This is a genomic window from uncultured Romboutsia sp. (genome assembly GCF_958366745.1).
GTDB lineage: Bacteria > Bacillota > Clostridia > Peptostreptococcales > Peptostreptococcaceae > Romboutsia > Romboutsia timonensis.
Map to the genome: position 1 here is coordinate 1 of NZ_CATXCO010000043.1, position 14,410 is coordinate 14,410.

Here is a 14,410-nt window from a genome sequence, read left to right on the forward strand (position 1 = left end):
TATTCATAGGTTATCCAGAAATATATTTATGATATAATTTTCTTATACGCAAAAAGATGATATCATTTGATACCACCTTTTTTTATTTATGCTACTTCATTTGATTTTATATTTTTTAATAGTACATTAGAGAATGTAATTGATAGTATTCCACATATAAACATTAATCCTGGATAATAAAGGAATGGTATAATTTCTACTGGCGATATAGCTGCTACACCGGCTGCAGTTAATAACTGAGCTCCATATGGTATTATACCTTGCCAACAAGATGAGAATATATCAAGTATACTTGCAGTCTTTCTCTTATCTATATCATACTTATCTGCAATATCTTTAGCTAATGGTCCTGCTGCAACTATTGCTATAGTATTGTTTGCTGTACATAAATCTATAACACTAACTAATGCCGCTATTCCAAATTCAGCACCTTTTTTACTATTTATTTTACTAGTTATAAAGTATAATACATAGTCTATTCCACCATTGAATTTTATAAGTGAAACAACTCCACCAATTGTTATAGCTAGTAAACTTAATTCATACATACCAGAAATACCACCTGATATAGCTTCTATAAGTCCAAATATATCAAAAGAATTAGTTAAAAGACCTACTATACTTGCAAATATTATCCCACTTCCAAGTAAAGCAAATACATTTACTCCACATAAAGCTCCTACTAATACTAAAAGATATGGTAAAACTTTTATTAATTCATAATTATAATTATCATTTAATGTAGTAGAATATCCTGATGTTACTACTGTTAATAATATTGCTGTAATTATTGCTGCTGGTAAAACTATTAAGAAATTAACTTTAAATTTATCTTTAAGTTCACAACCTTGAGTTCTAACTGCCGCTATTGTTGTATCTGATATCATAGATAAGTTATCTCCAAACATTGCACCACCTACAACAGCTCCCATTACTAATGCTACTGGTATTCCTGTTTTTTCTGATATTCCTAGTCCTATAGGAGCAAGTGCTGCTATTGTCCCTACTGAAGTTCCCATTGATACAGATATAAAGCATCCTATTATAAATAACCCAGTTACTAAAAGATTTGATGGAAGTATAGATAAACTTAAGTTTACAGTTGAGTCTACTCCTCCCATTGCTTTAGCTACACTTGAAAATGCTCCTGCAAGTAAAAATATTATAACCATTAAAATTATATTAGAGTCTCCTGCTCCTTTGCAGAATATATTCATTTTTTCTTCTAAACTTACTTTCCTATTAAATAATAATGCTACTCCTCCTGCGATTAAAAATGCTACTAATGATGGCATTTTATAAAAATCACCTGTTATTAATCCACTTCCTACGAATAATACTAAAAATACTCCTAATGGTAATAAGGCTAGTGGATTTCCTTTTTTTATTTCTGTTTTCATATTAATTCCCCTTTCATCTTATTTTTTATTAAATTAATTTATAATTTCATTTTTAATTTTAAAATTTTATAAAGTCTAATCTAACCAATATTTATATACTCTTTTGTACTGTTTCTAGTTTTAAATATCACTTTTTAATCCTATTAAAGTGTAAAGCCGCGCGCATCTTATTACTTTAACAGATATAGCTTTTTGATGTTATTAAGATTAATAAGTTTAATCATAAAAAAACTCCCGACCCTAAGAACTAAGTCTTAGGAACGAGAGTATTAACTTCGTGTTACCATCCTAATTTATTTGTATCTCACAATACAAACCTCATCAAGTACGCCAAATTTTGGTTATACTTTATCACTGTAACGGGTGAACCCGTTGTAGCCTAAATCAAAAGATCTCGGTACACCGCTCCAAGGCCATTTTCACTTTAATATCCTTTGCTCCTTCTCACCAATAGAAGCTCTCTGTAAAAGTATTCTTAAAGTTACTTTCCTTTTCATAGCATTTCAATTAACTTGTTGTTTATACTTATATAATATACTTTTTAGTATATCCTGTCAATATATTTTTTTCAGAAAATTTATAAATTTCATTATAGTTTAAATAATAATATTAATCTTATTTATCACTTAATATTGATTCAAGATTAGGAGACTTTAATAAGTTATCAAAATAACTATGTGCAGATATATATCCAACTCCATGCCTACCATTTTCAATATCAACTATTTTATATTCATAACAAGCTTTTTTTACCTTATTATATTCGGACATATCATTTACTTGGTATATTACTCTATTTTTTTCCGGTATAAATTTTACATATTGAGGTTTCATAAAATAAAGTACATCTTTTACCTTTCCTTCGTCTTTAAGATTTTTTAAAACTTGTCCATTTTTTATATGCATAGGATGATCATCATACTCATAGTGGTGTGATATATGTGTTACATTTTTAAGATTATTTTCAAATTCTAGTATGATTTTTTTCATTAATTCAAACCTATTCTTACTGTCTTTATCTATATCTGATAGTAGTATTATATTTTTTTCTTTTACACCTAACTGTCTAAGAGCTGCCTTAAATTCTTTATCCCTTATTTCTTTTTTTTGTTCTTTAGTCATATTTTTATATGCTTCATCTTTAAATACATTAACTCCTAAACCATCCGATACTAACACTACATATACATTATCTTTACCACATGTTTCAATTGCTCTTAATATGGCACTTCCACCCCATAAAACTTCATCATCTTGGTGTTGAGGATAAAATACAACATTTTGATTAAATTCTCTATTGTAAATTTCACCAGTTAAATTTGTTTTTTTGTGAGTATATACTTGTGCTAATAATACAATTGAAAAAATTATGATTATACTCTTTATAATTACACTTTTTTGTTTCATAATACATTCACCTTACTGTCCAACCCTATTTGTCATAGTATTATTATTAATAAAATATTTTATCTATCATTATATGTAATTTAAATTTAAAATATTATATATAATTTAAATTTAAAAATAAAAATAAAAACTTTCTATAAAAAACATTCTTAAAATTCATTTTATGACGTTTTAACTAACTTATTGTCGATATTTACATAATATATTCTTTAGTATATACTGTCAATATATTTTTCAGAAAATTTATAAATTTCATTATGATTTAAATTAATGCATTTACTCCTAAGCCGTCTGAGATTAAGACATTATTACTAATAAAATATTTTTATCTATTCATATGTAATTTATCTTTTAAATATGTAATATTAAAATTATGGATACTTCATATATTTTTTATTTTGATAGCTAAAAATTTATTTTCGCGTATGATATTATTATAGTAAGTAAATTAATTTTTAATAGGAGATAAAATGGAAGATTACAATTATACAAAATTAAAAGAGCTAGAAATATGGAAAGAAAAAATGAGAAAAAAGCCTTCTTTTAAATAAAGCTTCAAAAGGAGTTCAAAATAAATTCAATTCTATACTACCTGATAATTATCATAATATAATTACTTCTGCTATAAAAAATATGACTAAAGTTGTTTTATTCGGATCTAAGTATACTACTAAAAAGCCATTAATAGGACTTACTTTAAAGGAAAGAGATGATTTAGCATTAGATAAAATAAAAACTTATAAAAATACTGCTATGATTGAAGGAGCAGGTACTGGAGCTGGAGGTATATTAATTGGTCTTACTGATTTGCCACTTTTACTTGGTATAAAAATTAAGCTTCTTTATGAGCTTGCTAGCATTTATGGATTTGATGTTAAAGACTATAGAGAAAGGATGTATATATTAAGTATTTTTCAATTAGCTTTTTCTAGCCAAAATCATGTTAATAAGGTTTTTGCTAAAATAGAAAATTGGGATGAATATAAAAATACTTTATCTGATGATATAAATGATTTAGATTGGCGAAGTTTTCAACAAGAATACCGAGATTATATAGATTTAGCTAAACTTTTACAGCTTGTTCCTGGTATTGGTGCTTTTGTTGGGGCTTATGTTAATAATAAGTTAGTTGATAAACTTGGTGAATATGCTATGTATGCTTATAGAATGAGGATTTTATCTGATGAGGTTTGTGTTACTAAAAAAACTAGATGGTTTAGCAAGATATTTATAAAGTAAAATATATTGCTATAACTTATGAGTATTATAAAAAGCTATCCAAAATGTAGCATAATTTAAACCTTTTTGCATACATTTTAGATAGCTTATTAATTTATTATATAGCTTTATTATTTAAAGAATTAACTTTGCCTTTTTCACTTCCAAGTATATAAACCCCAATACCCATAACTATAGCTCCTCCTACCATATTTCCAAGTGTTACTATAGCTAAGTTGTATATAGCTCCTCCTAAAGTAGCTCCAGCTATAGCTTTAGAAAATAACACTATACCAAATATAGTCATATTAGCTATACTGTGCTCAAACCCACTAGTTATAAATGTAAATAAACATAAGAATATCATTATTAACTTGGCACTCTCATCACTAGTTCTAAAAGAACAAAGCACTGCAACACAAACTAATATATTACATAAAACTCCTCTAAAGAAAAGATGCATTGCTGGTGCTGAAGCTTTTGCTATTGATGTTGTAGCAAAAAACTCCATTACAGGACCTTTATCAACTAATCCACTTCCTACAAAAAATGCTGCAACTAAAAGTGAACCTAATAAGTTCCCTATATAACTATACATCCAAACCTTAGCTACACTCTTACCACTTACACCTTTATTTAACATTCCAGCACTCATTACCATATTATTACCTGTGAATAATTCACTCCCTGTCATAACAACTAAACATAGTGCTACTGCAAAAGATAGTCCCATCATTATTTTAGTCATAGGAGAATCAGCTGCACTTAAAAGTCCTCCAACTGTAAATATTAATATTATTCCAAGTCCTACATATAATCCTGCAAAAGCAGATGATACTAAATATTTTAATTTACTATTATTTAGCATGTTAATCTTATTTTTCGCAGCATTAGTTAATTTTTCTAAAGTTTCGTTATGCATAATATACCCCCTAATTTATATTAATATCTTATACCACTCCAATATATATTTTCACTAACCTTAACTATATCACCTAACTCAATACCTTCAAGTGCCCACTTTTTAAATTCCATAAATCCAGTTCTATCAACAATATAACCTATGTGTTCTTTTCCCCCTGGGGCATTTTTATCTATATATTCATTAACATATTTATAAGTATTAAGTATTATCTTAATTATAGATTCTTCATCTGCCCAAATTAAAAAATCTTCTGCTAGTCTTGGATTTTTCTTACCAGTTCTACCCATTATAGCAAGTCTATAATATTTTTTATCATCTCTAGTCCATGCACTAGTTGGACAGTTAAGAACACATTCCCCACATCCTATACACTTATCATGATCTCTTACTATTTTGTAGTTTTCCATTTTAAGTGCTCCTGTTGATAACCTTTTACACTTTTTAACACACGCTCCACAAGATACACATCTATCTCTTTCATATAAAGGAAGTGTCATACCTATTATTCCAAAGTCATGAGTTCTTGCCTTTATACAGTCATTTGGACATCCCGTTAATGCTATTTTAAAATGTAGATCATTTGGGAATACTGCTTTTTCTATTTTCTTTGCAAATTCTGTTGTATTATATTGAGCCTTTGGACAGACTTTATTACCTATACAAGCACATATATTTCTAGTTCCTGCCGCTGGATATCCAGAGTTTTTTTCACCTTGATTTATATCCATTTTTTCTATAACTGGTTGTATTAATTTATTAACCTCACCCATATCTTCCATTTTTATACCAAGTATTTCAAATCCTTGTCTAGTTGTTATATGTATATCTCCATTACCATATTCACTAGCAATTTTAGATACTATCATTAAACTTTCAGGATCTACACATCCTCCTGGTATTCTAACTCTAAGAGAAGTTTGATATTTATTTTTAGTAATTCTATAAGCATTTTTCATAGTTTTTTTAGTATTTAAATCTCTTATCATAACATGTATCCTCCTAATCTATAAGATTTTTAGCATAAGAATAATCAAATACAGGTCCATCTATACATATATAAGTGTCATCCATCTTACAGTGTCCACATTTTCCAATACCACAGCACATTTTTCTTTCATATGAAACCCATATATTATTTTCAGCTATATCTCTTTTTAAGAATTCTTCAACTGTAAACTTCATCATCATAGGAGGTCCTACAACTATTGCAGACATATTATCAAGATTTTCTATATTAAGATTTGGTATATACTTTGTAACTAATCCAACATTACCATTATAATCTTCATCAGCTTTATCCACTGTAACTAGTACATCTAGCTTTTCACTCCATCTTTTTATATCAGGTTTAAATAATATATCTTCAAGAGATCTAAATCCTGCTATTAACTTAAAACTCTTGCATTTATTAGGGTTATTATAAAAATATTCAATTATTCCTCTAACAGGAGCTAATCCACTCCCCCCTGCTACAACTACTATATCTCTTTCTTCATATAAGCTAACATCAAAACCATTTCCATAAGGTCCTCTTATAAAGAAATTATCTCCTATATTATATTTAAACAACTCACTAGTTACCTTCCCTACATTTCTTATTGTGAAATCTATATAGTCATTACCGTATCCTGAAACTGATATAGGACTTTCTCCAAATTTAGGTATTGATATTTCATAAAACTTTCCAGGAAGCACTCCATCAGTTTTACAACTTACTCTAAATGTCCATTCTATATCTGTATGTTTAACTATATCTGTTATTTTTGCTGCAACTGGTATATATTGATTCATTTATTTTGCCTCCTCTTTAACTAACACTACATCCGCTACTTTTTCTATACATTCTGAAAGTGATATATATTGAGGACATGCATCATCACATCTTCCACAACCTACACACATTTGATATCCAAATCTCTTATTAAAATCATGAATTTTATGCATGACCTTATATCTCATTCTTTCCCCTTGTTTTTTTCTGAAGGAATGTCCTCCTGCCATATCTGTATATCCATCAACTTGACATGATGCCCATACTCTTCTTCTTTCTCCAACGTTTTCATTTTCTTTGTAGTATATATCTTGCATAGTAAAGCATGTACATGTTGGACAGACAAAGTTACATTTTCCACATGCTATACATCTAGCATCATACTCATCCCACATAGGATGTTTTGAAAGTTCTACTGGGTTGATATTTTCAGGAACTTCTAAATTAATTATATTTTCTTTAACATAATCAACTTCAAAGTCACAAGCTTCTCCTTCAAATATATCTAAATATATTTCATCATCTCTTAAGTTTATTGCCATTGAGTAATTATCACTTTTATTTGAATCCATACTTACACAAAAGCAATTTCTAAAGCTTTCCTTACATCCTATAAGTACAAATTTAACTTTTTCTCTTAATCTTTCATAGTAATAGTCTCTTTCTATTCCATTTCTAAGGTATATCTCATCTATTCTTTTTACTCCATTTAAATCACATGCTCTTAAAAATACTAAAAGCTTTTTATCATCTATATCACTTGTTTTATATTCTTTTTCCGTAAAGTAAAACAACACTTGAGTTATTGGCAGGATTGTTTCTTTTGCCGAGAAATTTGATTTTTTATTAAATTCTATTTCTTCTATAGTTCTTATTTCTTCATACTTTGTTATATCTGTATCAGAAAACGTTCCTTTGAACGGTGTAGTTTTAGGTGCTAATATTTTATACTCTGACTTTAACTTCTCTAAACCCTGGTTAAAGCTTGATTTATCTAACTTAATCTTCATATTGTCTCCCTCCTAGAATTTGTTAAATAAATATTAACATCTGATTAACTTTTTAGTCTGTGATAAATATCACACTATGTTAAATTTTTGTCTTTTTATATAACAAAAAGTACCTTATTTTAGGTACTTAGTTTTAGTTTATTATTAAGTTGATTTAAAATAACTTGAAAGTTCATCTTTCTTTATATATACTTTTTTACCTTCTATTTTTACTAAGTTCTCATCTTGAAGTATTTTCATTGCTCTTGATAAACTTTCTCTTTTACAACCTAACATATCTGCTATATATGTAATTGTTAAATTAACATTTAATAATGTCCATTCGCCATTACATACACCAAACTCTTTTCCAATTCTATAAAGCTTTGCTGCTAACTTTTTGTCAATCCTTATTGATATTGAGTTTTTAAGCTGTCTATATAACCTTCTATTTGTATTTTGAGTATGAACTAATATGTTCTTAGTTAAAGCAAAATCATCTTCCATAACTTTAATAAAGTCTTTTGCTCTACATTCAAATATTATAGACTTTTCAAAAGCTTCACAAGAAACTGTAGTAGTTTTTGATTTATCAAAACTTACTTCATTTATCATTTCACCATTTCTAAGTATGAATATTACTTTTCTTTCTCCATTTTCATTCATCTTAAAAATTGATATCTTTCCAGTTTTTAAAAAATATACTTTATCAACTATATCTCTTTCATTAAATAATATTTCTTTTCTAGCAAGCTGTCTTTCTTTAAGGATTTTTTTTAGCTCTATTTTACTACTTTCTTTTATATCCTTAAATACCTCTATATTGTTCATATGTACACCTTTACTTTTTATATAAATTTCTATGTATTTTAGATTTATCAAATCTATCTATAAATACATTTTCTTCTTCACTATATCCTATAGGTACTATTGCATATGGCACTAACTTTTCAGGTAAATTTAAAGTTTCTCTTACTTTGTTAACTACTTTATTCTTTGGAAATACTCCTACCCAGCAAGATGCTAAACCTTGATTAGTTGCTTCTAACATTAAATTTTGAGTACTTGCACCTAAATCTTGTATCCACTTACCAGGTTTTATAAATTTATCTTTGTTTCCTAATACTACTATACAAATATTTGCATATTTTATATGTCTTGCTCTATGTTGACACTTTGATAATTTTTCTAAAACTTCATTATCATCTACAACTACAAATTCCCATGGACATGCACCTTTAGATGATGGTGCTTGCATTGCTGCTCTTAGAATTTCTTCTATTTTTTCTTCTTCCACTTTTTTATTTATATAAGCTCTTATTGATCTTCTTATTTTTATAGCTTCTAACATAACATCCTCCAAATTATATACATTTGCATAGTTAATACCATATTCAATTTTCATTTTATCAAATTTTGTATTTTTTTGCCAATATATGTTTAGCTAATTTTTATAAGTGTAATATATATCACATTTAAAGTATTTTTATTTATAATTTTATTCTTAATATAAAAAAACTCTTATACCAAAAGATATAAGAGTTATATGCTTGTAATTGGTTGCGGAGGCAGGACTCGAACCTGCGACCTTTGGGTTATGAGCCCAACGAGCTGCCAACTGCTCCACTCCGCGATGTAATATATAATATATTTAATACTATCTTTAATATATTATATATCAACTACATTAAAAATATTCATATTTTTTATATTCTTTTTAATAATTTTAACTACTCATATTAATTTAGTTTTATTTTCAGAATACATTAATTATAATATCTTATCTAAAAACTGTTTAGTACTTAAAATTATATTAAATATAGTTTAATATATAAAAAATTCGCTACGCTCATGTCGCCAACGATATGACACTCGCTACCGCTTCGGTCACATCCGTTGCTCAAAATGTCCCTTGGTTATAAAAACCAAGAGACGAAATTTTCAGTAATGGCCTATTTTGATTCTGATCTTGTTGATTGTGCTAATTCATATTTTGCTAACCAAGCTTTTCTTTCAGCTTTTAATCTAGATGCTAAAACCTTGTATTCCTCTTCTGTATAGTAATTTCTTGGGTTATATTTTTCTATATCTATACCATTAACTTGTACTGGCACTTCATATCCCCATTCTTCATCTTCTACCCAATTAATAGTATCTCTTGCTATTTCTTTCATTATAGTTGTTGATACTTTTATACTTAATTTTTCACCTTTAAAGTCACCTTTAGCGCCAACACTACCTGTATTTAATATATAACATTCCATATCAGGATTGTTTTGTAGTATTTCTTTAAGTCTTAATCCCTCTTCTATTTCAGGTCCCATTATAAATGGATTAGTTCCGACACATCTTTTTGATTGACCAGCTTTTGTTGGATCTCCTGCTGAAGTTTCTATAGATTCACCTAACATAAATGCTTCTAAAGCTTGATCTGGATTTAATTTAACTACTGGAGGTACTATATCATTTCTTCTAGTTATAAATATTATTTTATTTGCTTTTTCTAAGTCTATAGTATCATCAGTATTTGGTACTTCACTTCTTAATATTATACCTCTACCATTCGAAGTTAAGCTTACATCATCAAAATCAACTTTTCCATCATCATAAACTTTTACATTCTCAAGGATCGCTCTATCTGTTGTAGCTGCTTTATATAATACACCTTGTTGTTCTGGATTTAGTCCTTCAGTTTTTATAAAGAATCCAGTTTCTGTTCCTACACAATATCCATTTTCGTCCATAAATATAACATCATCTTGTCTAACGATAGATTTTTCTTCACCAGTTAAACCATGGTCATGTATAGTTAAAGTTGTTTTTCCTGTTCCACTAAGGCCAAACATTATAAATCCAACGTCTTTTAATTCATGATTTTTATCATAAACTCTTAGTAATTTACTTCCTGCATGGAATCCAAGTCCTCCTTCTTCTTTAACTTTATACATAGCCATTCTTAAGAAAGATTTCTTAGCTTCACCAAAATAGTCACTTCCTAATATTAAAGTTAATCCTGTTTCAGGATAAGCTATCATTATTCTTTCTGGCCATTCAGGGATATATATACTTAAAAGATCTGGATTTTCAGGATTTGATGATGGTTGTAATGTGTTATTCCACATATATGCTATTCTAGCGTATTCTTTAGATATATATAATCTACAATTATATGAAAACTTATCTCCCATACCCATTTGACGATCTACTCTTATTACATCTTTATCTTTTACATATTCAAGAACTTTTTGTAATATTTTATCTGCATCTTCTTGACTTATTTCCTTTTGGTCAACACCAACTTCTATCTCATCAACTATATAAGTATTTTTAGCACTTCTATTTCTAACTTCAGTTACATAACTTGCACTGTTAAATTCAGTTGTTTTTTCCATTGGTTTTGCTAAGTTTCTTAATTCTTGTTCTGTAGGATTTGATATTACATTTTTAAATAATTGATCGTTAAAATTTTTTAATTCATGCATTGTATATTCCCCTCTCTATTTTAGATATCGTATTTATGAATAAGTAAGTACGTATTAAATATATGTGCATTTAAATCTATGTCGTGTTTTAATATAGTATACGTATGAATTTAATATTTGAGCCTGTAATATTTTTATTTTTTTAATTTTGAGTTGTCCATATATTTTAGTGTATTAAAAAAACTTGTGGGTAAAATAAGTTTAATCATTTTGAAAGGGTGTGACACAATGATTTTTAACATTCACGAAAGTGGTAAAATAGCTATTGATAAAATGTTTGAAAAGTCTAATTCTAAGGATAAAAGCTTTAGGATTTATATTCGTAGAATAAGTGCTTGACTAGGCCCTGTATTTGATGTGGTTCTGGATGAACCATCTAATAAAGATGAGATTTTTGAAGCTGATGGATATAAAATTATAATTCATAAGGAATTAGCTGAAAAGATTAATTCAGTTGAAATATTTTTTAAAGAAGGTATTAGTAAAAGTGGCTTTAGAGTTTTAACTGATATAGTTTGGAAGTTTGAATATAGATTTATGGATTGGGCTAAGATAAGGTATGTTTATGAAAATAAATTACAAAATAAGTAGTCAACTTTACTGTTAAAAATAAATTTGATATAAAAGGTTATGTTAATCTATTTGGCTATTAAATAAAGTGTCAAAATAAAAACACCTCCCTCATCAATTCGAGGATAGGTGTTTTTATCAAGTCTCGTCATAATAAACTCTATGAAAAGTTACTTGATTTTTAAATTATCTAGTAATCATCATCTACAAGATTTTATGGTACAATTGCATTTGTTATATTTCAGCATAATTAATATTAGATCAAATTAAATAATACGTTTTAAATTGCATTAGTTTGTAATATATTAAAATTAAAAATCATTTATGTAGTTTCACTTTTATGACAATTCTATTATAGCATTTATGTTATCTTGGCTTTTTGCTGTAATAATATGCTTATTATTTTGCTCTTCATAATAACATTCAACATTTTCACCATACAATATTTCTTTTTTATACACTATTCTTATATTATTAAAAACTTTATTATTGTAAATATTATCTGGTAGAATTTCATAGGCCATATCTAGATAGCTTAAATTATGCATATGTTGATTTATATCAATATCTCTTCTTTGAATACAATAGTCCTTCTTAAAAAGGTAATCTCCACACTTAATATCTTCCATTTCTTCTAAAAATACGTTTTTATCTGTTTCTGATTCATATAAATCAGCAATATCTGCTGTAAGTCTTACTGGTCTTCTCCTATCTGTATCAACAAAAATCCATCTCGATGTTCCAATTACAATTATATTTCCTTCTTTATCCTTAATCTGAAAATCACGGTATGCATATAGTCTTTCTACTTTTCTTGACCATGTTTCTACCTTTATATCATCATTATATTTAGGCCTTTTTATGACCTCCATTTTCCAATCCAAAAGCATCCATGCTCTCTTTTTAGTTTCTATTTCTAAAACCCCATACCCTACAGATGCACTGTGAAGACATGCTATATCTTGCATTATTGCAAGAAGTGCTTTATTAGTTGCTTCATTATTTCTTCCTATATCTTCTAAACCAATTTTATAGTTACTAAAGTATATCATAAATATTTCCCTTTCTATTTAATATATCTACTTTTTGCTTAATATCTTATATGATATCAAAAATATTTTCATTTCGCATTATATAACATTTACGCCCTTTACTATATTGTAGTTCTCATTAAATAATATTTATACAATAATACTTAAAATCTATGTAATTTCTTTTATTTCTTTAAGTATCTAATTTTTTAAACAAGACTCGCATTATTTACGCTACATTTGGAATTATAATCATATACTTGTAAATTTTTAGATAAAGGAGACAAACTATGGATAAAAGTAAAAATAATTATAAATATATCATAGCAGTATCTAGTTTTATACTTATGGCTGTTGCATTTAGTATAGTAAATAGCGTAAATACAATACTTACAGCACCAGTAATAAATGCAAGAAACTTTAGTATTGGAGAATTTTCTCTACTATTTACAATAACAGCAATAACAGTAGCAATATGCTCACCTTTAGTAGGAAGTCTTCTAAATAAAGTAAACATAAAAATAATAATGTCATTATCATCCATCCTTGCTGGAGGCGGATACATGCTATACGGACTTGCAAATAATATACTATCTTTTTATCTAATAGGAGTAATTGTTGCAATAGGAATGTGAGGACTTACAACAATACCAATATCAACAATGATATCTGACTGGTTTGAACCAGAAAAAAAGGGTTCTATAATGGGAATAGTTTTTGCAGGAATAGGTACGGGAACATTCTTTTGGATGCAAATAGTATCTAGATTTTTAGAAAGATATAATTATAGACTTGCTTATTTCTTTTTAGGAGCTATTGTTGTTATAGTTTCACTTCCTATAAGCTTGTTTATAGCAAAAAGACCAGATGATGTAATGAATAAATTAAAAGATTCTAACAATAAAAGTGATAAGTCAAAAGATAAGTCCTATACATTTAAGGATATATCTAAAGCACCTTCATTTTGGACTTTTTCAATAGGTCTTTTACTTATGGGTATAAGCTTTGCTGGAATCAAGCAACATATACAGCCATATTTATCAGTTTTAGGGTATTCAATTTCTTTTAATGCAAATATAGGGTCTACCCTTGCTGTTACAGGATTAGTTGCAAATATTGTAGGTGGTATTTTATTTGATAAGTTTAAAACTAAAATAGTTTTATATTTTATGGGAACTGTTAGTTGTATTAGTGTAATTTTTTTAATACTTGCAGGTAATCCAATATTTGCATACTTATTTACAATATTTTATGGTCTTACTATGTGTATGTCTTCTATTTGGCCATCTTATGGAGTTAGTAGACTGTTTAGCAATGAGAACTACTCTGTAATTTTTGGTTTTGTGAATATGTTTTTTATCCTAGGTACTTCAATTGGACCGTTTTTATCAGGTGTTATAGCTGATACTTCTTTTGGGTATCAGGCTTCTTGGGTAATATATTTTTTCACAACTATAATTGCATATTTCCTATTTATTAGATCTGTTAATAATCATTAGATTAATTAAGTTAAAATATATATAGTAAATTAAAGTATAAGTAAATATAAAAAAGGACTATAGTTTTATAATAATAGTCCTTTTTATCATTATGATAAATTAGTTATTCTATTCTGTT

14 protein-coding genes, 1 tRNA gene and 1 other annotated feature are annotated in these 14,410 nt (G+C 27.5%); of the genes, 4 read left to right on the forward strand and 11 right to left on the reverse strand.

Translation table 11 applies throughout. The features are described 5' to 3' along the window. Positions 1-86 precede the first annotated feature (86 nt). Positions 87-1,400: a Na+/H+ antiporter NhaC family protein gene (locus tag Q5F54_RS04835; protein ID WP_071121588.1), complete on the reverse strand. Its 1,314-nt coding sequence runs from the start codon at positions 1,398-1,400 to the stop codon at positions 87-89. 253 nt (positions 1,401-1,653) lie between these two features. Next, positions 1,654-1,906: a binding site (T-box leader), on the reverse strand. A gap of 109 nt (positions 1,907-2,015) precedes the next feature. Then, positions 2,016-2,807 carry a PIG-L family deacetylase gene (locus tag Q5F54_RS04840; protein WP_071121589.1) on the reverse strand — a complete coding sequence of 264 codons (792 nt, stop codon included), beginning with the start codon at positions 2,805-2,807 and terminating at the stop codon, positions 2,016-2,018. Between the two features lie 585 nt (positions 2,808-3,392). Here Q5F54_RS04840 and Q5F54_RS04845 point away from each other — a divergent pair. Further along, positions 3,393-4,046, forward strand: coding sequence for an EcsC family protein (locus Q5F54_RS04845; protein WP_334306107.1), 654 nt, complete (start codon positions 3,393-3,395; stop codon positions 4,044-4,046). Between the two features lie 97 nt (positions 4,047-4,143). On the opposite strand, the gene Q5F54_RS04850 is transcribed toward Q5F54_RS04845, so the two are convergent. The 8 genes from Q5F54_RS04850 to Q5F54_RS04885 all read right to left on the reverse strand — a co-directional run bounded on the left by Q5F54_RS04850 (position 4,144) and on the right by Q5F54_RS04885 (position 11,192). After that, positions 4,144-4,947 carry a formate/nitrite transporter family protein gene (locus tag Q5F54_RS04850; RefSeq protein WP_302334043.1) on the reverse strand — a complete coding sequence of 268 codons (804 nt, stop codon included), beginning with the start codon at positions 4,945-4,947 and terminating at the stop codon, positions 4,144-4,146. A 20-nt stretch (positions 4,948-4,967) separates the two neighbouring features. Further along, positions 4,968-5,936 carry a sulfite reductase subunit C gene (asrC, locus tag Q5F54_RS04855; RefSeq protein WP_180703571.1) on the reverse strand — a complete coding sequence of 323 codons (969 nt, stop codon included), beginning with the start codon at positions 5,934-5,936 and terminating at the stop codon, positions 4,968-4,970. 13 nt (positions 5,937-5,949) lie between these two features. Further along, positions 5,950-6,741, reverse strand: coding sequence for an anaerobic sulfite reductase subunit AsrB (gene asrB / locus Q5F54_RS04860; RefSeq protein WP_071121594.1), 792 nt, complete (start codon positions 6,739-6,741; stop codon positions 5,950-5,952). Beyond that, positions 6,742-7,731 (reverse strand): anaerobic sulfite reductase subunit AsrA, encoded by a 990-nt coding sequence (gene asrA, locus Q5F54_RS04865; RefSeq protein ID WP_302334044.1) that lies wholly within the window; start codon positions 7,729-7,731, stop codon positions 6,742-6,744. Between the two features lie 144 nt (positions 7,732-7,875). Then, the gene (locus Q5F54_RS04870) at positions 7,876-8,541 is read right to left on the reverse strand and encodes a Crp/Fnr family transcriptional regulator (protein ID WP_302334045.1); all 666 of its coding nucleotides are present in this window, start codon (positions 8,539-8,541) and stop codon (positions 7,876-7,878) included. Positions 8,542-8,551: 10 nt separating this feature from the next. Continuing rightward, entirely contained in the window at positions 8,552-9,061 is a 510-nt protein-coding gene (locus Q5F54_RS04875; protein WP_288523718.1) for a nitroreductase family protein, read from the reverse strand. Positions 9,062-9,267: 206 nt separating this feature from the next. Beyond that, positions 9,268-9,343, reverse strand: a tRNA-Met gene (locus Q5F54_RS04880). Between the two features lie 319 nt (positions 9,344-9,662). Next, positions 9,663-11,192, reverse strand: coding sequence for a phosphoenolpyruvate carboxykinase (ATP) (locus Q5F54_RS04885; protein ID WP_276700504.1), 1,530 nt, complete (start codon positions 11,190-11,192; stop codon positions 9,663-9,665). A gap of 357 nt (positions 11,193-11,549) precedes the next feature. On the opposite strand from Q5F54_RS04885, the gene Q5F54_RS04890 reads away from it, so the two are divergent. After that, entirely contained in the window at positions 11,550-11,783 is a 234-nt protein-coding gene (locus tag Q5F54_RS04890) for a hypothetical protein (protein ID WP_281537895.1), read from the forward strand. Between the two features lie 317 nt (positions 11,784-12,100). Here the strand turns inward: Q5F54_RS04890 and Q5F54_RS04895 are convergent, their stop codons facing one another. Next, a complete protein-coding gene (locus tag Q5F54_RS04895) occupies positions 12,101-12,814 on the reverse strand; it encodes an acyl-[acyl-carrier-protein] thioesterase (protein ID WP_281537894.1) in 714 nt (237 codons plus the stop codon). A gap of 269 nt (positions 12,815-13,083) precedes the next feature. Between Q5F54_RS04895 and Q5F54_RS04900 the strand changes: the two genes are divergently transcribed. Beyond that, positions 13,084-13,428 (forward strand): hypothetical protein, encoded by a 345-nt coding sequence (locus Q5F54_RS04900; protein ID WP_302334046.1) that lies wholly within the window; start codon positions 13,084-13,086, stop codon positions 13,426-13,428. A gap of 12 nt (positions 13,429-13,440) precedes the next feature. Continuing rightward, entirely contained in the window at positions 13,441-14,292 is an 852-nt protein-coding gene (locus Q5F54_RS04905) for an MFS transporter (RefSeq protein ID WP_331562387.1), read from the forward strand. Positions 14,293-14,410 lie beyond the last annotated feature (118 nt).

Coding starts and splice junctions, on each gene's coding strand:
- Q5F54_RS04835 (WP_071121588.1), bottom strand. CDS start 1,400: ATGAAAACAGAAATAAAAAAAGGAAATCCACTAGCCTTATTACCATTA.
- Q5F54_RS04840 (WP_071121589.1), bottom strand. CDS start 2,807: ATGAAACAAAAAAGTGTAATTATAAAGAGTATAATCATAATTTTTTCA.
- Q5F54_RS04850 (WP_302334043.1), bottom strand. CDS start 4,947: ATGCATAACGAAACTTTAGAAAAATTAACTAATGCTGCGAAAAATAAG.
- asrC (WP_180703571.1), bottom strand. CDS start 5,936: ATGATAAGAGATTTAAATACTAAAAAAACTATGAAAAATGCTTATAGA.
- asrB (WP_071121594.1), bottom strand. CDS start 6,741: ATGAATCAATATATACCAGTTGCAGCAAAAATAACAGATATAGTTAAA.
- asrA (WP_302334044.1), bottom strand. CDS start 7,731: ATGAAGATTAAGTTAGATAAATCAAGCTTTAACCAGGGTTTAGAGAAG.
- Q5F54_RS04870 (WP_302334045.1), bottom strand. CDS start 8,541: ATGAACAATATAGAGGTATTTAAGGATATAAAAGAAAGTAGTAAAATA.
- Q5F54_RS04875 (WP_288523718.1), bottom strand. CDS start 9,061: ATGTTAGAAGCTATAAAAATAAGAAGATCAATAAGAGCTTATATAAAT.
- Q5F54_RS04885 (WP_276700504.1), bottom strand. CDS start 11,192: ATGCATGAATTAAAAAATTTTAACGATCAATTATTTAAAAATGTAATA.
- Q5F54_RS04895 (WP_281537894.1), bottom strand. CDS start 12,814: ATGATATACTTTAGTAACTATAAAATTGGTTTAGAAGATATAGGAAGA.
- Q5F54_RS04900 (WP_302334046.1), top strand. CDS start 13,084: ATGGATAAAAGTAAAAATAATTATAAATATATCATAGCAGTATCTAGT.